Consider the following 22,263-nt stretch of genomic DNA (forward strand, 5'->3'; position numbering starts at 1 on the left):
TTGTCCGCTTTAAAGTACTGGCGTTTTTTATGTTTTAAACGCTTGACAAGAGAGATTTAGCCACTTTTAATTTGCAACTAACCTACATCGCAAGTGTTTAAGAAATTTACTAAGCAGGAAAAAAGACAAAGAAAACCCGAGTTAGCTAGTCCTTTACTATCTCTGTCGAGTATTGGCATTTTTTGATGTCTTGTAACGCTTTGTAAGCGCGTTCAGCTTATTTAGGTATAAACCTAGATGTAGATGAAGTTTTGTAAAGACATACAGTACCTATGTACTGCAAAAAATTGAACATAAGACGCCGATACCTTAAGTAATCCTTACCTTTTAATCTGCAGATTGGCGAAAGCAAATACAATAGCTTCACTTCCATGATAAGAGGACTGGCGGAGTTTGTCAAGTAAGTTTTTCCAACGCGCTGCTGCCCTAGAAATTTGTTATGCAAGAAGTCTAGTGATGTTACTAATGCACCACAGTAACCGCGCCGTGGCAGTGTTTGTATTTTTTTCCTGAGTTACAGGGGCATTTGTCGTTTCTTGAGACTTTAGGAAGGTTGCTATTTCTAGCAGAGTGTAACCTACCGCCTATTTCTTGGTTATCTACTAACTTAAAGTGCGCCAGACGGTGAATGGTGAGCTCCTTCCATTTTTCAAGCATCGACTCAAACATCAAAAAAGCCTCACGTTTAAATTCATTCAGTGGGTCTTTTTGTCCCATAGCACGTAAGCTTATGCTTTGTCTTAAGCTTTCTAAAGTTGAAAGGTGTTCCCTCCATAAATGATCAAGTGTCATGATCATCACTTGCTTCACTATCGTATCCCATAAATCCGTAGTTTGCTGACTATTGAAATATTTTTCCTTCTCAGTAAAAAATTCTTGTACTTTATTGTTTATATAATCCAAAGCCTCTTGTTTGTTCAAAAACTTTGCTAAGTCCTCTTTATTAAGTGTTATTCCATACCTTGTATGAAATTCTTTGGCTATATCTTCAACATAATCCTCATAATAGCCACTTTGCACTATACCTTCTATTACGCCTTCATTTACTTCACTATATACTTCAAGTAAATCATTAATTTCATCGCCTAAGATATGGTTTCTCTGTTCAAAAATAACTTTACGCTGATTATTGATTACGTCATCAAACTTAAGCAAAGACTTTCGCACGTCATAATTTCTAGCTTCAACTTTCTTTTGTGCCTTTTCAAGCGCTTTATTGATCCATGGATGATGAATAGCTTCATTATTCTTTAACCCCACTCTCTGTAAAAAACTTCTCATTCTATCAGAGCCAAATATTCTCATTAGGTCATCTTCAAGTGATAAAAAGAACTTAGAAAGCCCAGGATCACCCTGACGACCAGAACGGCCACGTAACTGATCATCTATCCTTCTGCTTTCATGCCTTTCGGTTCCAACAACACATAAACCGCCAGCTTTTATAGTAATTTCCTTATCTTTTTTTACTCTTTCGAATATTTCTTGATATTTTTTTTCTCTCTCATCATCATTTTTTATCTTTTTTAGCTCCACTTTTGCTATCATTTCAGCATTTCCACCAAGCTGAATATCAGTTCCACGCCCTGCCATGTTAGTTGCTATGGTGATATTGCCAGGCACTCCAGCTTGCGCTATTATGTACGCCTCTTGTTCATGATAACGGGCGTTCAATACTGAATGCTTAAGAGAATGACTTTGCAAAAGCGCAGAAAGTTTCTCAGAGTTTTCAATACTTACCGTGCCAACAAGAACTGGTTGAAGGCGTTTGTGGCATTCTTCTATAAATTTTAGTACAGCATTAAATTTTTCCTTTTCTGTACCGTAAATTTCATCATCAATATCTATTCTTTTTACAGATACATTAGTTGGAATTTTTACCACATTTAGCCTATATATATCGCGAAACTCCTCTGCCTCCGTTGCCGCCGTTCCCGTCATACCAGAAAGTTTATTATACATACGAAAGTAATTCTGAAATGTAACCGATGCTAAAGTTTGGTTTTCATGCTGAATTTCAAGATTCTCCTTCGCTTCAAGTGCCTGGTGAAGACCATCGGAATATCTCCTACCTTCCATCATACGCCCAGTAAACTCATCAATAATCACTACCTTGCCATCCTTTACTATATAATCCTTATCAGCAGTGAACAGCTTATGCGCGCGCAACGCTTGGTCTATATAGTGAGTCATTATCATGTTGTTAGTATCATAGAGCGAAGAATTTTCAGGAATGAGATTATATGATCTTAACAGTTCCTCCACTCGTGAAATGCCATTTTCAGTAAGGAATACCGTCCTACCCTTTTCATCCACCTCATAATCAGAGTCAACTAATTTGGTTACTATTTTATTTATATGTTTATATATCTGATTGTTTTCCTCAACCGGGCCAGAAATGATAAGCGGAGTGCGAGCTTCATCAATGAGTATTGAGTCCACTTCATCAACTATTGCATAGTTAAAGCCTCTCTGAACCATATCTTCTTGAGAAAATTTCATATTATCTCGCAGGTAATCAAAGGCAAGTTCGTTATTTGTGGAATATACAATATCTGCACTATAAGCCTCTTTCCTCTCTTCGTCTGTCAAGTTATTCGTAATGAATGCAACAGAAACTCCAAGAGAATTATATAATTTGCTCATCCATTCTGTGTCTCGTTTTGCAAGGTAATCGTTAACAGTTACGACGTGCACGCCTTTCCCTTCTAAGGAATTTAGATATGCTGCTAAAGTTGCAACGAGTGTCTTTCCCTCTCCTGTCTTCATTTCTGATATCATGCCATTATGGAGTACCATTCCACCAATTAACTGAACATCAAAGTGCCTCATGTTAAGAAACCTTCGAGAGGCTTCACGCACAACGGCAAATGCAGGTACGAGAAGATCATTTAACGTTTTCCCATTTTTCAATTCCTGTTTGAATTCTTGAGTTTTACCAGCAAGCTCCTCATCAGATAAGCTCTGCATATCAGGTTCTAGTGCATTAATTTGCTGAACAATTTTTCTGAAGGATTTTATTATCTTCTTATTTGTTGACCCAAATATCTTTTTTATAAAAAAGAACGACAATATCAAAATGGAGAATATAAGAATGGCTGTTAAAATTAGCGGAGCATCTAGCATAAACTTACGTAACGTCTATTTAATATGAGATTATATTACTAAATACAGCCTGCAGCAATGATATATTAGATTCGGGAAATCTTTATTTATATACTTAAGATAGCAAACAAAAGAACACTTGCTGATCCTGCTCTTGAAAACCTTTTTATTAACATGTAAAGACTCTATTGCATTATTTTAGGTGTTTGGTAATCTTTAATTCTAGACCAAATAAATTTATTGCAGTCTGCGTGAGGTAACTAGCTATGCACGGTAATATCTATCAGTTAAAGGTATTGATGCTGTTTTTGCATCGCGGAGTACTTTATCAGTATTCTTTTCGCTTAGGTACAGAAATAGAAGAAGCCAGAAAGTTTGATGACTTAGTGTTTGAATATACCCAGGGTAGTAAGAAAGCATACCGCTTTTTGCAGGCTAAACATAAACAAGATGAAGATAATAAGAAAATTGAAGTAAGGGACTTACTTACAAAAGATAAAAATAGAGATGAATTTAGGTTAGCAAAGTATTTCATCTCTTATCTAAAGATTAAAAATAATCAAGATTTTGCAGATGGTAACCTGAGAGATTTTATTATCTGTACTAATATCGATTTTGATCTGGATCAAAGTACAGCACAAAACACAGTGAGGAAATTGAAGGTAAAAACTTCAGGACCAAACGAGGAAATAGAAATTTTGGTTGAAGTAATCAACACTAGTGATGTCTTTTTTAAAGACGGCGGCACTAGATACAAGTTCTCTTGTATTCACAATAACATGATTTCAATAATGCAACCGGCATTTAAGAGTGCTGTGGAAGAGACGATAGAAGAATTAGAAAAGGAGATAGAAAAACTTCAAAGTAAACCAGATCAGGACTCAAAAAGAAAATTGGAAAGAAATCAGACATGGCGACGTGAATTTGAGCGAATGACAAATGAAGGCAGGTTAGAAGAGAGTATAAAAGAATTTTTTGACAAATTAGTATTTGCAGTAAATCAGCCTAACGAGATAAAACTAGCGGAAATCATTAAGAATGAGCTGGGCGAGCAATTTAATGATATTGACAGAAAAAATGTTTACGCTCGCTTCCAAGAAAAAATGCTAGATTGGCTGAAAGAAAAAGGGAGACGTTTTCTTACACATGAAGACGGAAGAGAATTCTTTCGCAAGATGAAAGAGGAAATCTTAGGAGGCTTTCGATTTGATGTGAGAAACCCATTAGGATCGTTTACTGGAAGAAAGACAGAGCTAAAAAAGTTGCATGAGTCAATACAAGAAAGTCAAGGTGTAGCCACAGTAATATCGCAACTGGTTTCTATCAGTGGGTTGGGGGGAATAGGTAAGACTGAGTTAGTCAAAAAATATATTGAAGAACACAGTAAAGATTACGATAACAACATTATATGGGTAAATGCTGCAACCTATGAAGTCATGGTGCAGTCTTTTCTCAGATTAGCTAAAGATCTTTTAGGTATTCCTACAGAAGATAGGGATATTGAATCTATTGTAAGAGATATATACGCTTTTTTTGCCAAGAGAAAAAGTCTTTTTGTTTTTGATAACGCAGAAGAATATAGAAGTGAAGGTCAAGATGCTGGTATTAGTCAATTTTTACCGTCCCACTTTTTATCATCTGATGATAATAAACCTAGTGTTTTGATTACCTCTCGTAATCAGAAATGGGGAGATATAAAACCATTAACATTGGGTGCATTTACTGAACCAGAATCAATAGACTTCATTAGAAAAGCACTAGGTATAAAAGATGGGTTACAAGAAAATGAAATAAAGAATTTAGCAGAGACATTACAGCATTTTCCTTTAGCTCTGCAGCAGGCAGTTGCATACATAAAAGAAAGGGATGTAGCATTAAAGAATGTAGGTTTGAAGTTTGAAATTAGTGATTATTTAAAGAGGTATAAAGAGGAAGCAGAAAAATTACTTAATTTTAAGTTTCCTAAAGACAGCGACAATAGCTACACCAAGACAACTTTTATAACCTGGAGAATTACTATTAATAAAATCAAAGATAACTTAGAGTATGGTCAGCAAGCTAAAGAAATTTTAGACACCATCGCCTATATTGCCCCTGACAACATTCCTGTAGAGATGTTTTTAGGATTAGAAAGCAATAAAGAAAAGTTAGGTGACGCTATCCAACTACTTAAGCAGTATTCAATGATCAACTCAGGAGAAGAGCAAAGTTCAGTCAATATTCACAGGTTAGTGCAGCAAGTAACAAGGATAGAGTTAGAAAAACAAGGCAAAGAGAAAGTTGTGAAAAAGACTTTTGAATTACTGAAAGAAAGCTTCCCTGACGACAGTGATAAATTAGAAGATTATGCTAAGAAACGACAATTATTGCCGCACTTAGAAGCATTTTTATCACATATGGATAATTGGCTAGCAAAAAATCCTTCAGAAAAACAAGCAATAGAAAAGGATTATCTTGTAGATTTGTTAACGTGGATGGATAATGGGTACTATGACTTGGATAACCCTAGAAGACAAAAGGAGTTACTCGAACGGGCTTTACCTATTCAAGAGAAACATCATGGCTCTGATTATTTTAAAGTTGCTATTACACTGATAAACCTAGGTACTGCTTATGGCGCTTTAGGTTATCCTCAAAAACAAAAAGAGTTGCTTGAACGGGCTTTATCGATCCTCAAGAAATATTATAGCTCTGATCATTTTATAGTTGCTACAGCACTAGTAAGTTTCGGTATCGCTTATAGGGCTTTGGGTAATCCTCGGAAAGCTAAAGAGTTGCTTGAACAGGCTTTAGCAATTCAAGAGAAACATTATGGGCCTGATCATCTCGAAGTTTCTAGAACACTGATAAACTTAGGTAACGCTTATGGGGATTTAGATAATCATCAGAAAAAAAAGGAGTTGCTTAAATTAACTTTAGCAATTCAAGAAAAACATTATGGACCTGAACATTCAATGGCGTCAACTTAAGAGCCTTCATTAGCAAACTCTCCTAAAGACGTGATGGCGTTTAGGCTTATCCACTTTATTGCGGCTATACAACCGCCCTGGTCGGACCTTAACTTTAGCGCGTATACTTGCTCTATTAAAAAGAGCTTGAAAGCTTTTTGGCGAACAATTCCCAATAAGTACTTGATAGAGTTTCTGCCTCATCACACCAAATAAAACTGAAAAATTTAAACGATACTCAGTAATTTGATCTGGGTTCCAAGGCCCTTGTGCATCACACATATGAAGCGATACACATAACTAAGTTCGCCCAAAATTCTTGTAATACAGCCTCTAAATTTACCCCAGAAAAATTCTCTAATTCTGCACCTATTTTGAGTCGTTTCCTCTATGTGCCACCTTAATACATAAGCTTTGCTGATATCTTCCAAAGTAAATTTTTCTCGGTCAAAAAGTGAGGTAATCAGCACTTCTGTTTCTCCATTGGCTAATGTAAGTACTATAACCCTTACTTTTTGTCCTTTCATTTTATTTTCTAGCTTTTTGTTTTCTAGTATAAATGACCTTACCCAGAAAAAGTAGAGAGGAAGTTAAGCCATTTTTATTATGAAAATGATGAATCAAATTTCTCAGGAATGCAATAATTAATAGTAGAATGTCTACGCTGTTTGTTATAAAAAATTTCTATGTACTCAAATATAGCAGTTCTAGTTTGCTGAGCAGAGTGTTGCGAAGTATCAATAAGAAGCTCCCGTTTGAGTGAGCTGAAAAAGCTTTCAACAACAGAGTTGTCATAACAACAGCCTGTGTGACTCATGCTGGAAATGATGTTTTTTGTGTTCAGCAAAAACTGATAATTTTTAGAGGTATATTGTGAACCTTGATCACTATGAAATAGCAGATCTTTGGCTGGTTTGCGCTTATCAACAGCCATCAATAAAGCATCTATAACTAATCGCTTAGTTATTGTACTACTCATTGACCAGCCAACTACCATACGTGAATATAGATCAATTATTGCTGCCAAATATAGCCATCCATCCTTAGTTTTTATGTATGTAATATCAGTTACCCATACTTTATTTGGCTGACTAGTAGTAAAGTTTTGGTCCAATATATTGGGAGTTATAACCCTATTGTCAGTCTGCTGTTTTTTGCTTTTGAATCTTCGCCTCAGTCTAGCTTGAATACCATTTTTTTGCATGATATCCTGCACTGTTTTGATGTTGCAATTTTTACCTAAAGCCTTTAGTTCAGCATGAATCTTAGGTGCCCCATATCTACAATTAGATGCTTGGTATATTTTTTGAATGTCTGCTAGAAGCTGCTCCCTTGTTAATTCTTTGCTGCTTTTCTTCTTACTAGTCCATTTGTAGTAGCCGCTAGCAGATACTTTCAAAATCCTGCATAACTCCTGTACTTTATAGTAGTTTCCATGCTTTTTGATAAATAAATATTTTACTCTTTGTGACTTGCAAAATATCCCAGGGCTTTTTTTTAAATGTCTCTTTCTCTAGTAACTCTTGTTAGTTCTTTCTTTAATTCAAACTTTTCTTTATCACATGGTGCCAACTTTCCCTTACCAGGAAATGCTTCTTCTATTGATCCTTTTTCGTTATATTTTTTTATCCAGTCACTTAGTGTACTGTTATCTATTCCTAAATCTTTAGCTATTTTGCTTGCTGACTGCCCCGTTTCCTTTACCAACTTTATTGCCTCTAATTTAAATTCCACTGTGTAATTTTTTCTGTTCTTTACCATAATAAGCCCTCATAATCATGTTTTATTTTACTTCAAAAATGGCTTAACTTCCTCTCTACTTTTTCTGGGTAAGGTCAGAATGCAAAAAATACATAAAAATGTTGTATTACCTCACAGGAAAACGAAAAAGAATCCGTTAAGCAAAGAACAAAAAAAAGAGAACAGAACACTTATGAGCCAAAGGGCAATTGTTGAAAACGTAATTGGCTTATTAAAAAGGTTTAAAATCATTTCCGATAGATATAGAAACCGACGAAAACGTTTTGGTTTAAGATTTAATTTGATTGCTGCTATCCACAATTTTGAGCTCCTTACGTGAATTTTGAAAGAAGTCTAATATAATTCTTCACACCATCCCTCAAGAGTTATTTTAACCATACACTAAGCCAAGAGAGAATAGACCTCTTGCATAACCTAAAAAAAGGCAAATAAAACCCCGTGGTATTTATATTTACTTTAAAATGCCGGCGTTTTTTATTCTATAGCTAACCCAAGAAAGGTTTCCCTACGTCATACCGCCTCGGCGCTAACACGTAGCGGAATATCAGCAGTCCTACGTCATACCGCTAATGAATCGCGGGATGACGGTTGTCGTTTAGCTATAAAATTTAAGAAAATATTTAAGAAATTTACCAAGCGAAAAAAAAGGCAAAAGAAGCCCTGTGGTGCGAGTTTTGACTCTCTATTACTGTAAGTGGCGCTGTAATAATGTGCTAACGCTTAATATAAGCGCGATTTGGCTGAATGTAGAAAAAATTTAAAAGACATGCAGCCACCATAATTTTATGTAATCCGCCAAAAAATACCCTGAGTTTTTTACTGAATTTTGTCATTGAGCCTGCAGGTCAAAAACAAGTTTTGAGTCAGAAATACCCTTAACACCATGATAAGGGGGCTGGCGGAGTTTGTCAAGTAAGTTTTTTTCGTGTTTAATGCCGGTTACAAGTTTGTGCAGTTGTGCATAGGATGACAGAAAAGTAAACCTTTTTACCATGCATTAATCATCTATCTTCAAAGCTTGAATAAAAGCATTCTGTGGAATATTTACGTTTCCTATAGAATGCAACCTTTTCTTCCCTTTCTTTTGTTTTTCTAAAAGCTTCATTCTTCGCGTTACATCTCCACCATAGAGTTTAGCTGTTACATCTTTTCTGTATGGATTAATCGTTTCTCTGGCAATGATTTTACCGCCCACTGCTGCCTGAATTGCAATTTTATATTGCTGACGTGGTATTAAGTCTCTCAAGCGCGCACATATCTCACGCCCTCTTTTTTCTGCCCTACTTTTGTGAACGATACAAGCCAGTGCATCCACAGGCTCTCCATTGATTAAAAAGCTCAATTTATCTATTTGACTTTCCCGATAACTGGAAATTTCCCAATCCAAACTTGCATATCCCTTGGAAATTGATTTTAACCGATCATAAAAATCAAAAACAACTTCAGACAGTGGTAACTTATATTTTAACAATGCTGTTGTCGTGTCACCAATGTAAGATAAATCCTCCTGTTCTCCCCTCCTCTCTTCACATAGAGATAGAACTTCTCCCAAGTATTGGTCAGGCACCATTATGGTTGCAGTAATCCACGGCTCTTCTACCATTTCAATCTTTGTTGGATCTGGCATATCACTTGGATTATGAATATTCAGAATTTTACCACTTTGCGTTGTAACCTTATATATAACACTCGGCGCAGTTGCTGTTAGATCTAAATCAAACTCTCTTTCGAGTCTCTCTTGAATAACTTCAAGATGTAGCATCCCCAAAAAACCACAACGAAATCCATAGCCAAGCGCATTTGAAGTTTCTGCTTCGAAGGTAAAACTTGCATCATTCAAATGTAATTTTTCCAGTGCTTCTCTTAAATATTTAAAGTCGTCCGTTTTATTAGGAAAAATACTACAAAATACCACAGGGTGCACTTCTTTAAAACCCGGCAATGCCTCGCTGCACGGTCTTTTCTCTTCAGTAATAGTGTCTCCCACTCTACAGTCCGCTACTTCTTTCATTGAAGCAGTGATAAAACCAACTTCACCTGCTGAAAGTTCACCCGTCATTACTTTTTTAGGAGTAAAAATACCGATATTGTCCACTTGGTATGTAGAGTTATTAGACATCATAACAATTCTCATGCCCTTTTTTAGCACTCCATTTTTAACTCGCACTAAAATTACTACTCCCAAATAAGTGTCATACCAACTATCAACCAAAATTGCCTGTAGTGGAGCATTTACATCACCTTGTGGAGCTGGAAGTTTTGCCACTATTGCTTCAAGTACATCTTTTATCCCAAGTCCAGTTTTTGCTGATATTAAAACTGACTCACTTGCGTCAATGCCAATTACTTCCTCAACCTGAAATTTTACCTTTTCTGGATCTGCAGCAGGGAGATCAACTTTATTGAGCACAACTATTATCTCATGATTGTTGTCAATTGCCTTGTATACATTCGCAAGAGTCTGAGCTTCAACCCCCTGACTACTATCTACCACTAAAAGCGAACCTTCACATGCGGCTAAACTTCGGCTTACCTCATACGAAAAGTCAACGTGACCTGGAGTGTCCATGAGATTTAGGCAATATTGATTACCGTCGTTTGCCGTATAATTGAGTTTCACCGTCTGTGCCTTAATTGTAATCCCACGTTCGCGTTCTATATCCATTGAATCGAGTATTTGATTGGTCATTTCTCTTGCTTCAAGACCGTTACACTCCTCTATTAAACGGTCAGCAAGTGTTGATTTACCATGGTCTATATGCGCTATTATTGCAAAATTCCTTATGTTGTTCATTGATGGCCCACTATACTTAATTAGTGAAACCATTTTACATTTTAAGTCTTGTGAGGGCAATTATTTATTAATAGGCCTATTTGCTCTTTAATATAGATGACACCTGCTTCGAGCAGGAAATAACTTTATTAACCATATAATTCTCATGATTGTTATCTATTTTAGACAATTCATACAAGTAGTTCACCATCATCCCAGCCGACTGACTAATGCCCTTTTCAGAAGTATCCGCCATCCAGTTTAATTGTTTTATTGATGCACCATTGCTCAAATGAAAATGTGCTACTGGATCATAAGCATTTCCATTGCTATTATTTACTTTTAGCAAATAATATGTACACAGTTTAAGCAAGCATTGCTTAACTCCACTTTCACATTCAACGTTAGTTTTTAATTGATCTATACTACCTAAAATCTCTGCACTAGATTGTTTTATATTGAGCTTATCTAATAAAGCAACATCTTGGTTTAAATTTTCTTTCAGCCATTTCGTAAAGCCAGGTACTGGAGAAAGAGTTGCGTATGTTTTTATACTTTTAAACTCCTGCGACAGCTTTTCTACAACCCTTTTGATTAAAAAATTACCAAGACTAATTCCAGACAATCCTGCTTGAGTGCTTGATATTGAATAGAATATAGCAGTGCTTGCATTACTCGGATCACTTGAAGGCACTGACTCATCTAAAAGGTGTTGAATGCTATCTGCAATCTTATCCATTAACGCAACTTCTACAAAAATTAGAGGTTCGTTTGGTATTTTGTAATGAAAAAAAGCAAAACAGAGACCCAGCCTGTTTTTTAAGTCATCCCAAGAGGAAATTTTATGCACAGCTTCATATTTTATAAGTTTTTCTAACAATGATGCAGGTGAATCCCAGGTGATTTGACGAAGATCCAATAAATCCACATCAAACCAAGTATAGAGTATATTTTTCAATTCGTTTTCTAGTGGACTTAGGCTTCTATATTGGTTCTTTAGCTTAAGCACGTCAGAACGCATATCAACAATAAACTTAAGGCCCTCTGGTAAAGAAATAAATTGCTTCAATATTTTAGAACGTGGTGATTCAAGAATTTTTATCAAATCTTGCTCAAACTTATAGCCTAACTCAGGATTTTGATTCTTTTGATACTCTTTTATTTTCTCATCTATTTCCGCTTTATTCGGATTAAATTTTTCTGCCAGGGTTTGTAGAAATTTTATTTTACCTTCCTCTGATAAGCTTAAGTACAAGTTACCAAGAGATACAGTATTTTTACGTGCTGAAACCTCCCCTCCCTTTGGGTTTAAGCACTCGTTCATCTTCAGGACTAAACTATCGATATCGCGACTGTTGCTTAAATCAGGGCCGATGTTACCAATCCACGATCTTACAGCATCTGCCACTCCACCCAGTATTTTAAAAAAGCTTCTTACCGCTTTTTTGTCTTCAACCTTCACTACATCAGTTTTAACTAGTGATTCTTTCGTCATAGATTCCTTTTACCTTATATCTATATTAAACTAAAAGAAAATTTTAGTCTACATGGTAGGCATTAAATCTCAAGATGGTAAAGACGGTATAATACCAACCTTCGTTATTGGGAAGACAAATAAAACACATCACAAATTCGTCTAAACCTCCAGTTGTAGGCAAAAAGCGCTCTTTTTCTATTACCATTAGACCTCTTGCATAACAAACTTTTGGCAGCACGTTGGAAAAACTTACTTGACAAACTCCGCCAGTCATCTTATCATGGAAGTGAAGCTATTGTATTTGCTTTCGCCAATCTGCAGATTAAAAGGTAAGGATTACTTAAGGTATCGGCGTCTTATGTTCAATTTTTTGCAGTACATAGGTACTGTATGTCTTTACAAAACTTCATCTACATCTAGGTTTATACCTAAATAAGCTGAACGCGCTTACAAAGCGTTACAAGACATCAAAAAATGCCAATACTCGACAGAGATAGTAAAGGACTAGCTAGCTCGGGTTTTCTTTGTCTTTTTTTCTGCTTGGTAAACTTCTTAAACACTTGCAGCGCAGGTTAGTTGCGATTAAAAGTAGCTGAATCTCGCTTGTCAGGCGTTTAAAACATAAAAAACGCCAGTACTTTAAAGCGGACAATAATCACAGGGCTCCTTTTGCCTTTTTTCCCACTTAGTAAATTTCTTAAATATTTTCTTAAATTTTATAGCTAAACGACAACCGCTGCTTGTTAGCGGGATCTAGAGATACCGCGGCGGTATGACGTAGGGGTTGCCGATATCCCGCTGCTTGTTAACGCCGTGGCGGTATGACCCGCTGCTTGTTAGCGCCCGCGAATGAATTGCGGTATGACGTAGGACTGCTGATATTCCGCTACGTGTTAGCGGAATCTATCCGCAGCGGTATGACGTAGGGAAACCTTTCTTGGGTTAGCTATAGCACGTAAATTCGGGTTTATACTATCCAAATTTCCTATTACAAGATCAGGCTGTACATCAATTGATACAAGTCGATTTGCCCCTCCATCTACAGCAATAATAGGTATACCTCGTTTAAAAAACGATGAATCAGCCATTTATAGCTAAAGTGGCTTAGGTTTACCTACAATTTGAAAAACAACAAATTCGTCATTCCGCTACTCGTTAGCGGAATCTATGCTGAGATATCGCGGCGGTATGACGTAGGGAAATCTTTCTTGGATTAGCTATAGCACTACAATAGAACGATATTGCTGTTGCACGCTACAGTGTAGTATATGATTATAAAATGCTTCGTGCAGATTTTGCATCGTAGTAACATTTTTGAACAATTGATATTATACTAACCACTAATCCAGCAATTATGCTAATTATTATCCAAGCTAATCGTTGGTTGTGCATCTTGCTCGGAGATTAGTGCAACCAGCAGATTATTTATCAATTGAACCTTTTGCTTGCCATCTAATTGTATGCTTTTATTTTTTTCAAAATGAGCTATTACTTCCTCGATAATTACTATTGCATTTTGCACTATAAGCTTTCTTGCAGAAGTGATAGCATGTGCTTGTTGACGCCTTAACATTGCTTGTGCAATCTCGGACGAATATGCTAAATGTGATATTCTTGCTTCTGTAATCTCAATTCCCGCAATATCTAATCTTTGTTGTAACATTGACTGCAATTCATCTGAAATTTTATCGGAATTTTTACGTAAAGATTCCTCATCGCTTTCGCTGTCATATGGATAATTGCTTGCCAACTCTCTTATCACCGAGTCACTTTGCACAAAAACAAACTCATAATAATTATTAACATTGTAATATGCCTTTGCAGGACTGCTCACTCTCCAAACAATCACTACTGAAATCTCTATTGGACTCCCATTTGCATCATTCACTTTTATTTTTTCTGTATTGATATTTTGAAATTTCAAAGAAATGACATGTTTGTTTGTAAATGGAATTGTAATAGACATTCCAGGTTTAAAATAAGTTCCAATATAATGCCCAAGAAATTCTATCACTCTTGCTTCATTAGGATTATTGATGAAAAACCCTTGAGAAAAAACCAACACTGAAATAGCAGCAATTCCAAGTGCAATTGTGCTGTCATACGCCACAAAAAGTATCGACAAAATTAATCCTAACACTATTAGTAAAGGAAAAAACCGGAATTGACTCAAATTTCTATCATTTATGGTATTCTTATCCATATTGTTTTTAAGCTTCTTTTTCACTTGAACCCTCTTTATTGATCGTTTTATCTATCCTATTTACAAATAGTTTAAACTCCCTTAATTCACGATCAAGCAACTTCACTTCGTTTTTATGTGCTATTGTAAGCGGATCGATGTGTTTATCGTTATATATAACTTCATAATGTAAATGAGGGCCTGTTGCAACACCAGTGCTACCAACATAAGCAATGACCTGTCCCTGCTTTACTTTGGAGCCTAACTTTATATTGCCACTAAATCTACTTATATGCGCGTAACAGGTTGAATATTCATTTTTGTGTTTTATTTTGATGTAATTTCCATAGCCACCATTTTTTCCTATATATTCTATCACACCTTCTGCAGCAGCGTATATAGGAGCACCAAATTTAGCTGCATAATCTACTCCTTTGTGAAAAACAATTTTACCACGAATAGGGTGCTTTCTATTACCAAATTTCGAAGATATACGATAATCTCCATTCAAAGGATTGATAAAAAACTTGCCATCTTTTAAGCTTATTCCATCTTTATTAAAATACTCTTCTCTGCCGTCTTGTGATTTATAATGATATAAACTAATAGCTTTTTTGTTCATTGTCAGTGAAGTATATAAAATTTTTTCCTCAGCTTTCTTATCATTCAACGATCTCTCAAAAAGAACCTCCAATTTACTTTCTGGCACGATATCTTTTTTAAAATCTATACCGAAATCTTTATATATGTTGATTAATTTCATCACTGTATTTGGCGCCAACCCTTGCTCAATTCCTGTGGCAAAAAAGGAAGATTTTATGGTACTGGATATTAAAAGAGTCTCTTTATTGCTATCTGAAGTCTTGAAGGCGTGTACATTAAACATTGGTAAAACATGAAGCAGTATAAATACAACCAGCCTCATAGTTTAAGCAGCATCAACAAAAGTGAAATTACCTTCGACGTACTGTACATCATCATTATCTTCTAGCTCTTCAATCAATGCAGATAATTTATCAATCAATTCTTTATCGCTAATTTCAACCGTGTCTTTTGGCTGCCATGAAAGACGAGCAAGTTCTGGTTCACCAAATTTTGCATAAAAGGCATCACGTACTCTACCAAAATCCTTTACTTCGCAGGTTATAACATATAATCCTTCTTTGTTATTTTCCTCAACATTCAATACTTCTAATTCGATTCCACAATTAAATAAATCGTCAAAATTCACACCCTCTGCTTTATAGACGATTAAGCCTACATGATCAAAAAGATAACTAACACTTCCCGTTTCTCCCAAATTTCCACCTTTGCGAGAAAAGATATAACGTATTTCAGAAGCAGTGCGATTGCGATTATTAGTCAACGCATGAACAATGAGTGCAGTACCAGAAGGTCCATAGCCTTCATATTGTATTTCCTCGTAATTCTCTCCAGTAACATTACAAGTTGCATTTTTTATTGCCGTTTCTATCTTATCTTTTGGTAAATTTTCCTTACGTGCAGCAAATATAGCAGAGCGAAGGCGTGCAGAATCAGGCAGCCCTTGCTTTGCAGCAACTGTTATTTCTCTAATGAGCTTTGTAAATTTTTGAGAGCGCTTTTCGTCCTGCGCACCTTTTCGGTGTTTTATATTTGAAAATTGTGAATGACCAGCCATATTCAAATAGTTAAAAGCCTAATTATATATCAAAGAATAGAGAAAACTAAAGCAAATTTTCAAGTCTGCTGTTCTCACATGAACTCCTTTCGAGATTTCCTGCTAACATACTTTCATACTGCTCAGCTTCCAGATCAAGGCCAAGAGCTGAATGGGCTGCTATTAAATAGTTAACAGATTTAGGGAAATAGCTAGAATTCTTATTACTTATTACACTTTGAAAACGCTTAATTGCTGCCAAATATTCACCACGCCTTAAATAGAACTTACCGATAGAATATTCTTTCGCTAATATATGTTCTGTGATTAGCTTTACTTTTTCCTTCATCTCCTCTGTATATTCACTGTCTGGGAAAAGATTAGTGTATTCTGTAGCCAGCTCTAAAGCTTTATATGCAGTTTGTTGTCCAAGTTGTACTTTATTAATTTGCATGTAGTAAGATAATACCCTTAAGTAATACACATACGGTAAATCTTCACCATTTGAATAAACGTATATATAACCATCCATATCACTTGCAGCACTGTCATAGTCACCCATATTATAATGAGAAACACCAGACAATAATTTTGCTTTCATCGCCCAATAAGAAAAAGGATACAAATCCTCTATTTTTTGAAATGCCCTAATAGCTTGTTTATATTTTTTCTGGTCAAAAAGCTTAACCGCTTCTTCATATAGTTCAGCCTCAGTTCTTTCAAGATCATTCGCATACGATTGTGTAAAGGAGCAAATCAGAAAAATAAAGCACGTGATTAAAGTCTTATACATAAGATTTTTTTCGATCAAAATAAAGTATAGACCTAAATATTATCTAAATAAATAAATTTCTAGGATTTTCAAAATCACTAGGCAATATTATAACCCTACACCTTCCGAATACCCTCCAACTTCCGAACCGCAGCCAACGTTACTACCCGGTGAAACACCCTTTCCACTCACTTTTAGATCTGTTAACTTCTTGCTGTAGGAATGTATAGTTAATGCCTGTGCAGCAATAAAAAGCGCAATACCTATCAAGCCTAAAGTAGGTCCAACAGCAGGACTTAAGGACGACGCTAATGCCATTAACATTATTCTTCTTATTAAGAATATAGAAGAACCAGCAAGCACTAATCCTGCCATAGACATGTTGCTAGATTTCTCATCAAGATTAGATTTTTCTGTTTCCTTTTTCTCGTTTTTTTTACGCTCATCAATATAAGAAGCAAGAGTTGCAAGAAAAGCAATTGCATTGGCAAGAAATAAAATTGCATCTTCTGCTACTTCAAGTGATGATGTTTCTCCTATTATTACACCTATAATAACCAATGTAGTTGTTATAGCTTCAATATAGATCAAGCATTGACCTATATCAGAAACATTGTGCTCTTTTTTCTCTACTTCTTCTCTGTTCTCAATATTCTCCAATTCTCGTTCTTTTTGTGCTATTTTCTTATTATTGTAAATTAAATATAGCGTACAAATAAGAGATAACACTGTAAAAGGTAATATAGTGTGGCTTAGCGCGCCGCTTATAACACCAAGCAATACCTGATCGCTGCATGTTTTTTCTAGTTCAATAGCCATGAATAATGCAAATGGAACCATAGTAACCAATGATGCACATTGTCTATACAGCTCTCTTTTTTTGAGTGTTAATAACTTCTGTTCGAGTTCTTTCCTTTTTTTTGTTTCTTCTTCCTTTAGTGTTGATAGCTCTTGCTCAAGCTTCTTTTTTTCTGCTTCTTTTTCAATCCCTGACCGAAAATCTCGAAAGCTACCTGTAATACCAGTCATACAAACCTGACTAATTTATGAACTAATATATTATACAGGATTGAAACTATTTAGTCAATATTACTAAGATATTAACTACTCTTGTCTATTAACTACTTCTTAAGGAATTCAGTCAATTTGTTTGATGCCAGCTAAAATATAATTATAACCTGACCACATAGTTATAATAGCTGCGACCCATAAACAAATCACACCCATATATTGAGTTACTTCATAATCGTTCATTATTAGTGCTACTACAGCAACCATCTGCAAAAATGTTTTGATTTTTCCAGCTTTGCTTACGGGTAGGCTAACGTTTGTAGCTATAAGAAACTCCCGTAAACCCGAAACTAATATCTCCCGACAGATAATGATAATCGATGGTACTATTGTATAATCATTTATCTTCTGCTTATAAATTAGCATAATTATCGTTGAAACCACTATTAATTTATCGGCAATTGGATCAAATAGCCTGCCAAATTTTGATTGGACTTTCCACGCACGTGCTAGGTAACCATCAAAAAAATCCGTAATGCATGCAAATATAAAGATTGATATTGTTATCAGGTTTGCATATCTACTTTCTATATAAAAACTTAATATTATTGCTGGTATTGCAAGTGCACGAGAAATTGTAAGCAAATTAGGCAAGTTTTTCTTAAGCATGTCGTGTACTTTTAACCCAGCATAGTAAGTTTATACAGGAGTGGAATGCAATTCACAAGCCAATAGTTTGAATTGAACATTTATAAAAACTCCATATACTTAAAAAATACGAATTCAAAATGTAATGATGAAAGATGATCTAGATAGTATCACAAAGCAAGAAGCACTTAAGTATCATAATAGAGGTGGTAAGCCTGGTAAAGTTTCTGTGCTTCCGACAAAACCTTTATCCACTCAGTATGACTTGTCACTTGCCTATTCTCCCGGAGTTGCAGCTCCATGCCTTGAAATAGTTAAAAACTCTGAAGCAGTTTATGATTATACGGCAAAAAGCAACTGCGTTGCTGTCATTTCAAATGGTACTGCAGTGCTTGGACTTGGTAACATCGGTCCTCTTGCTTCAAAACCTGTCATGGAAGGTAAAGCTGTTTTATTTAAGCGTTTTGCTGATATTGATGCAATTGATATAGAAGTTGATACAGAAAATATAGAAGATTTCATTAATGCAGTAAGGTATCTTGGGCCAAGTTGGGGGGGGATAAATTTAGAGGATATAAAATCTCCCGATTGTTTCATAATAGAGAAACGTCTGAATGAATTGATGGACATTCCAGTGTTTCATGATGACCAGCATGGAACTGCAGTGGTTGTTGCAGCAGGCATAGAAAATGCCCTTGATATTACCGGAAAGAAATTAGAGGACGTTAAGATCATTATGAATGGCGCTGGAGCAGCAGGTATTGCATGTTTAGAAATACTCAAGTCTATGGGTGCTAAAAACATAGCGCTGTGTGATAAACAAGGAGTAATATACAAAGACAGAAAAGAGGACATGAATGAATGGAAGAAAAAATATGCAATCGACACTAAAGAACGTTCTTTACTCAATGTAATAAAAGACGCTGATGTATTCATCGGACTATCTGCAAAAAATGTATTAAATGAAGAGATGTTAAAGAGTATGGGTAAAGATCCGATTATTTTCGCTCTTGCTAACCCTGACCCAGAAGTGAGGCCTGAGTTTGCAAAATCTGTAAGGCCAGATGCAATAATCGCAACTGGTAGATCAGATTACAACAATCAAGTCAATAACGTAATGGGATTCCCTTATATATTCAGAGGGGCGCTTGATGTACACGCCACAACAATAAATAACGAAATGAAAATTGCAGCTGCAGATGCAATAGCAAAGCTTGCTCGTGAGTCAGTACCGGATGAGATATCCACAGTCTATGGTGGTCGTAAAATGAGCTATGGACGTGAATATATAATACCTACTCCATTTGACCCAAGATTAATTTCTATAGTATCTCCTGCTGTTGCGAAAGCCGCAGTTTACTCAGGTGTTGCAAGAAAAGTAATACAAGATTGGAGTAAATATGAAAACCAATTAAAATCTCGTCTTGCTAGTGCTCTTAACACTTTGAGTCTATTGTCTTCACGATATTAGCACCCAATAATTCAATTGCGTTCAATCGTTTTAGATTTATAATAAAAGTATTGTAATTTAAAGTAAATCAATGACTATTGCAATTCATGAATTAGAGAGGATCATCAAACAATCGTTCCCTGATGCTGATATAAAGATTCATGACCTTGCTGGAGATAATGATCATTACCATTTAAAAATAACCTCCAAGCGTTTTCTTGGAAAGACAAGAATAGAACAACATAAAATGGTGTATAAGGCATTGGAAGGTCGATCTATACATGCATTGCAATTAGAAACTAGTGCTTAAGATTAAGGTGAATTTATGAACAATTTTGAACAAATAAAAAAAGATATAGCAGAAAATGATGTGGTGTTGTATATAAAAGGCACTTCTGATTTTCCTCAATGCGGATTCTCTGGACTCGTTGTGTCAATTCTCAAAAAATTGAATGTAAAATTTAAGTGTATTAACGTGTTGGAGAATGATGAAATACGTGAATCCATAAAAAAGTTTTCTGATTGGCCAACAATTCCACAATTATATATAAAGGGAGAGTTTATTGGTGGCTGCGATATCACTCGCGAGATGTACGAAAAAGGCGAATTGCAAAGATTATTGAAGGAAAAAAAGATTATTGAATAAGACTTCTTGCATAACTTAAAAAAAGGCAAAAGAAACCCTGTGGTATTTACTTTTGTGTCGAAATATCGGCGTTTTTTTATTCTATAGCTAAAGTGACTTAGGTTTGCCGACAACCGTCATTCCGCGATTCATTCGCGGTATCTTGGCATAGATTCCGCTAACAAGCAGCGGGTCATACCGCGATTCATTCGCGGGCGCTAACAAGCAGCGGGATATCGGCAAACCCTACGTCATACCGCCGCGGTATCTCTAGATCCCGCTAACAAGCAGCGGTTGTCGTTTAGCTATAAATATTTAAGAAATTTACCAAACGAAAAAAAGGCAAAAGAAACCCTAGCCACTTTCTATTTCAGTATTGGCGTTTTTTAAGCCTTAAACGCTGCAATTTAGCTGCTTTTAAGTACAACTAACCTTAGCTAAAATATTTAAGAAATTTACCAAGCAGAAAAAAAAGGCAAAGAAAACCCGTGGTAGCTAGTTATTACACTCTCTATTTTAAAATTTGACGTTGGGTGATGTCTTGAACGCTTTATAAGCGCGTTTCAGCTTATGTAGGTAAAAACCTGGAAATTTTATAAAGACATACGGTGCACATAGTGCAAAAAATTAAATAATAGTACGCCAAATACAAGTTTTCTTGTCATTTTAATCCGCTGCAGAGATTGCGAAGTTAAATAAAATAGCTTCAGTTTTATGATAAGAGGATTGGCGGGGTTTGTCAAGCGGTTTTTCCAACGCGCTACCAAAAGTTTGTTATGCAAGAGGTCTATTGAGAAAGACTTGGACTTTAAACCTTATCACCAGGCTTAACAAATAAGTGGCCTAATACTATTAACTTTATGAGTTTATCCTTGTTATTTGCTACTATCCAAACCCCATCGCTATCATGATCAACGATTTCTATTGGTATAAATACTACATAACTATTGTCATCAACAATCTTTATTCCAAGAACACCCTCGTCACCTAAGCTCAGGGCTGAAGAAGGAACTTTATATGCAAATCTTTCGCCTGAAGGTAGTATTATGTTGGCAGTTAGTCCTTGCAAGGATATCATTTCATTATTAATTACTTTTACCTCTACCCTATAAGATCCAGTTTTAGGCTCAGCAATTTTACTAATAAAACTTACTTTGCCCTCTAATTCCCTTCCGTCCAGTAAATTAATTTTAGCTGTACTGCCTAGCTCTATTTTATTTACTTCACTTTCCGAAACATATAATACCACAAGAACTTGATCGAAATTAACTACGTCAGCTATTTTTTGTCCAGCACTAACAAAATCCCCTTCGTTTGCATTGATTTTGTCGATGTAACCATCTATAGGAGATTTTATTGTAGTATTTTCTAAATCTAGCTCTAGCCTTTTCAGATCAGCTTTTGCACTTTGCAACGCAGTAAAAGCTGCCTCTACTTGTATCTGAGCTTTATAGCCTTTTTTATTAAGTTTGCTAGAGGAATCATACTCACTTTCACGCTGGTTCAGCAAAGCTTTGGCTTTCTCAACCTGCTCAATCCTATCATAATCTTCTATCTTTAGCGCTACATCATCTTTTTTTACCTTCTCACCATCAGGCAAATAAATAGCAGTAACTTTACCACTTACTTTTGAGGTAAGGCTGGCTCTATGTAAGGGATTCACTGTACCAGAAAATTTTAAATGTATAGTGCGATTTTGCGGCTCATACTCCTGAATTTCTACTGAAAAGCCATTAGTTGCATTATCACCACGAACTGCCTGATCTTTCTTTAAAAACACACTGTTGACAAAAAATAGTAGAATAAGAGTGATACTAGAAATAATGATTACTTTGTTTCTCATCTTTAAGTAATAAAATTTGTTAACCAGTTTTG

The 22,263-nt window shown here is 35.7% G+C and carries 17 protein-coding genes and 2 pseudogenes; 5 read left to right on the forward strand and 14 right to left on the reverse strand.

The annotated features are described in order from the left end of the window. Window positions 1-462 precede the first annotated feature (462 nt). Window positions 463-3,123, reverse strand: coding sequence for a preprotein translocase subunit SecA (secA, locus tag ACICP6_RS03465; RefSeq protein WP_395462627.1), 2,661 nt, complete (start codon window positions 3,121-3,123; stop codon window positions 463-465). Window positions 3,124-3,368: 245 nt separating this feature from the next. Between secA and ACICP6_RS03470 the strand changes: the two genes are divergently transcribed. Continuing rightward, the gene (locus ACICP6_RS03470) at window positions 3,369-6,071 is read left to right on the forward strand and encodes a tetratricopeptide repeat protein (RefSeq protein WP_395462628.1); all 2,703 of its coding nucleotides are present in this window, start codon (window positions 3,369-3,371) and stop codon (window positions 6,069-6,071) included. A 9-nt stretch (window positions 6,072-6,080) separates the two neighbouring features. Here the strand turns inward: ACICP6_RS03470 and ACICP6_RS03475 are convergent. From ACICP6_RS03475 to ACICP6_RS03485, 3 genes and pseudogenes are all read right to left on the reverse strand, one after another. After that, window positions 6,081-6,610 (reverse strand): annotated as a pseudogene (locus ACICP6_RS03475) (IS4 family transposase); the annotation flags it as partial. A 44-nt stretch (window positions 6,611-6,654) separates the two neighbouring features. Further along, complete coding sequence (locus ACICP6_RS03480) at window positions 6,655-7,533, reverse strand: IS3 family transposase (RefSeq protein ID WP_395463625.1); 879 nt, start codon at window positions 7,531-7,533, stop codon at window positions 6,655-6,657. A 14-nt stretch (window positions 7,534-7,547) separates the two neighbouring features. Beyond that, on the reverse strand, window positions 7,548-7,811 hold the full coding sequence (locus ACICP6_RS03485) for a transposase (RefSeq protein WP_395462617.1): 264 nt from the start codon (window positions 7,809-7,811) through the stop codon (window positions 7,548-7,550). A 79-nt stretch (window positions 7,812-7,890) separates the two neighbouring features. Here ACICP6_RS03485 and ACICP6_RS03490 point away from each other — a divergent pair. Further along, window positions 7,891-8,130, forward strand: a pseudogene (locus tag ACICP6_RS03490) (transposase family protein); the annotation flags it as partial. Between the two features lie 678 nt (window positions 8,131-8,808). Here the strand turns inward: ACICP6_RS03490 and lepA are convergent. The 9 genes from lepA to pgsA form a co-directional block, all read right to left on the reverse strand. Continuing rightward, complete coding sequence (gene lepA / locus ACICP6_RS03495) at window positions 8,809-10,605, reverse strand: translation elongation factor 4 (protein ID WP_395462629.1); 1,797 nt, start codon at window positions 10,603-10,605, stop codon at window positions 8,809-8,811. Between the two features lie 76 nt (window positions 10,606-10,681). Further along, window positions 10,682-12,079, reverse strand: a complete 1,398-nt coding sequence (locus tag ACICP6_RS03500; RefSeq protein WP_395462630.1) for a malonyl-CoA decarboxylase — start codon at window positions 12,077-12,079, stop codon at window positions 10,682-10,684. Between the two features lie 875 nt (window positions 12,080-12,954). Continuing rightward, complete coding sequence (locus tag ACICP6_RS03505; protein WP_395462631.1) at window positions 12,955-13,149, reverse strand: hypothetical protein; 195 nt, start codon at window positions 13,147-13,149, stop codon at window positions 12,955-12,957. Between the two features lie 269 nt (window positions 13,150-13,418). Continuing rightward, the gene (locus ACICP6_RS03510) at window positions 13,419-14,264 is read right to left on the reverse strand and encodes an SPFH domain-containing protein (protein ID WP_395463656.1); all 846 of its coding nucleotides are present in this window, start codon (window positions 14,262-14,264) and stop codon (window positions 13,419-13,421) included. 7 nt (window positions 14,265-14,271) lie between these two features. After that, window positions 14,272-15,129, reverse strand: coding sequence for a peptidoglycan DD-metalloendopeptidase family protein (locus ACICP6_RS03515; RefSeq protein WP_395463657.1), 858 nt, complete (start codon window positions 15,127-15,129; stop codon window positions 14,272-14,274). A gap of 42 nt (window positions 15,130-15,171) precedes the next feature. After that, the gene (locus ACICP6_RS03520) at window positions 15,172-15,903 is read right to left on the reverse strand and encodes a YebC/PmpR family DNA-binding transcriptional regulator (RefSeq protein WP_395462632.1); all 732 of its coding nucleotides are present in this window, start codon (window positions 15,901-15,903) and stop codon (window positions 15,172-15,174) included. Window positions 15,904-15,949: 46 nt separating this feature from the next. Beyond that, window positions 15,950-16,675, reverse strand: coding sequence for an outer membrane protein assembly factor BamD (locus tag ACICP6_RS03525; protein WP_395463658.1), 726 nt, complete (start codon window positions 16,673-16,675; stop codon window positions 15,950-15,952). 87 nt (window positions 16,676-16,762) lie between these two features. Continuing rightward, the gene (locus ACICP6_RS03530) at window positions 16,763-17,683 is read right to left on the reverse strand and encodes a hypothetical protein (RefSeq protein WP_395462633.1); all 921 of its coding nucleotides are present in this window, start codon (window positions 17,681-17,683) and stop codon (window positions 16,763-16,765) included. Window positions 17,684-17,791: 108 nt separating this feature from the next. Beyond that, the gene (pgsA, locus tag ACICP6_RS03535; protein ID WP_395462634.1) at window positions 17,792-18,334 is read right to left on the reverse strand and encodes a CDP-diacylglycerol--glycerol-3-phosphate 3-phosphatidyltransferase; all 543 of its coding nucleotides are present in this window, start codon (window positions 18,332-18,334) and stop codon (window positions 17,792-17,794) included. A gap of 127 nt (window positions 18,335-18,461) precedes the next feature. Between pgsA and ACICP6_RS03540 the strand changes: the two genes are divergently transcribed. From ACICP6_RS03540 to grxD, 3 genes are all read left to right on the forward strand, one after another. Then, a complete protein-coding gene (locus ACICP6_RS03540; RefSeq protein ID WP_395463659.1) occupies window positions 18,462-19,784 on the forward strand; it encodes a malic enzyme-like NAD(P)-binding protein in 1,323 nt (440 codons plus the stop codon). Between the two features lie 70 nt (window positions 19,785-19,854). After that, window positions 19,855-20,073, forward strand: a complete 219-nt coding sequence (locus ACICP6_RS03545) for a BolA/IbaG family iron-sulfur metabolism protein (RefSeq protein ID WP_395462635.1) — start codon at window positions 19,855-19,857, stop codon at window positions 20,071-20,073. 15 nt (window positions 20,074-20,088) lie between these two features. Continuing rightward, the gene (gene grxD, locus ACICP6_RS03550; RefSeq protein WP_395462636.1) at window positions 20,089-20,409 is read left to right on the forward strand and encodes a Grx4 family monothiol glutaredoxin; all 321 of its coding nucleotides are present in this window, start codon (window positions 20,089-20,091) and stop codon (window positions 20,407-20,409) included. Window positions 20,410-21,196: 787 nt separating this feature from the next. On the opposite strand, the gene ACICP6_RS03555 is transcribed toward grxD, so the two are convergent. Then, the gene (locus tag ACICP6_RS03555) at window positions 21,197-22,231 is read right to left on the reverse strand and encodes an efflux RND transporter periplasmic adaptor subunit (RefSeq protein WP_395462637.1); all 1,035 of its coding nucleotides are present in this window, start codon (window positions 22,229-22,231) and stop codon (window positions 21,197-21,199) included. Window positions 22,232-22,263 lie beyond the last annotated feature (32 nt).

The sequence above is a fragment of the Wolbachia endosymbiont of Cantharis cryptica genome (assembly GCF_964277405.1).
In the GTDB taxonomy this organism is placed as follows: domain Bacteria; phylum Pseudomonadota; class Alphaproteobacteria; order Rickettsiales; family Anaplasmataceae; genus Wolbachia.

Coding starts and splice junctions, on each gene's coding strand:
- secA (WP_395462627.1), bottom strand. CDS start 3,123: ATGCTAGATGCTCCGCTAATTTTAACAGCCATTCTTATATTCTCCATT.
- ACICP6_RS03470 (WP_395462628.1), top strand. CDS start 3,369: ATGCACGGTAATATCTATCAGTTAAAGGTATTGATGCTGTTTTTGCAT.
- ACICP6_RS03485 (WP_395462617.1), bottom strand. CDS start 7,811: ATGGTAAAGAACAGAAAAAATTACACAGTGGAATTTAAATTAGAGGCA.
- lepA (WP_395462629.1), bottom strand. CDS start 10,605: ATGAACAACATAAGGAATTTTGCAATAATAGCGCATATAGACCATGGT.
- ACICP6_RS03500 (WP_395462630.1), bottom strand. CDS start 12,079: ATGACGAAAGAATCACTAGTTAAAACTGATGTAGTGAAGGTTGAAGAC.
- ACICP6_RS03505 (WP_395462631.1), bottom strand. CDS start 13,149: ATGGCTGATTCATCGTTTTTTAAACGAGGTATACCTATTATTGCTGTA.
- ACICP6_RS03510 (WP_395463656.1), bottom strand. CDS start 14,264: ATGGATAAGAATACCATAAATGATAGAAATTTGAGTCAATTCCGGTTT.
- ACICP6_RS03515 (WP_395463657.1), bottom strand. CDS start 15,129: ATGTTTAATGTACACGCCTTCAAGACTTCAGATAGCAATAAAGAGACT.
- ACICP6_RS03520 (WP_395462632.1), bottom strand. CDS start 15,903: ATGGCTGGTCATTCACAATTTTCAAATATAAAACACCGAAAAGGTGCG.
- ACICP6_RS03525 (WP_395463658.1), bottom strand. CDS start 16,675: ATGTATAAGACTTTAATCACGTGCTTTATTTTTCTGATTTGCTCCTTT.
- ACICP6_RS03530 (WP_395462633.1), bottom strand. CDS start 17,683: ATGACTGGTATTACAGGTAGCTTTCGAGATTTTCGGTCAGGGATTGAA.
- pgsA (WP_395462634.1), bottom strand. CDS start 18,334: ATGCTTAAGAAAAACTTGCCTAATTTGCTTACAATTTCTCGTGCACTT.
- ACICP6_RS03540 (WP_395463659.1), top strand. CDS start 18,462: ATGAAAGATGATCTAGATAGTATCACAAAGCAAGAAGCACTTAAGTAT.
- ACICP6_RS03545 (WP_395462635.1), top strand. CDS start 19,855: ATGACTATTGCAATTCATGAATTAGAGAGGATCATCAAACAATCGTTC.
- grxD (WP_395462636.1), top strand. CDS start 20,089: ATGAACAATTTTGAACAAATAAAAAAAGATATAGCAGAAAATGATGTG.
- ACICP6_RS03555 (WP_395462637.1), bottom strand. CDS start 22,231: ATGAGAAACAAAGTAATCATTATTTCTAGTATCACTCTTATTCTACTA.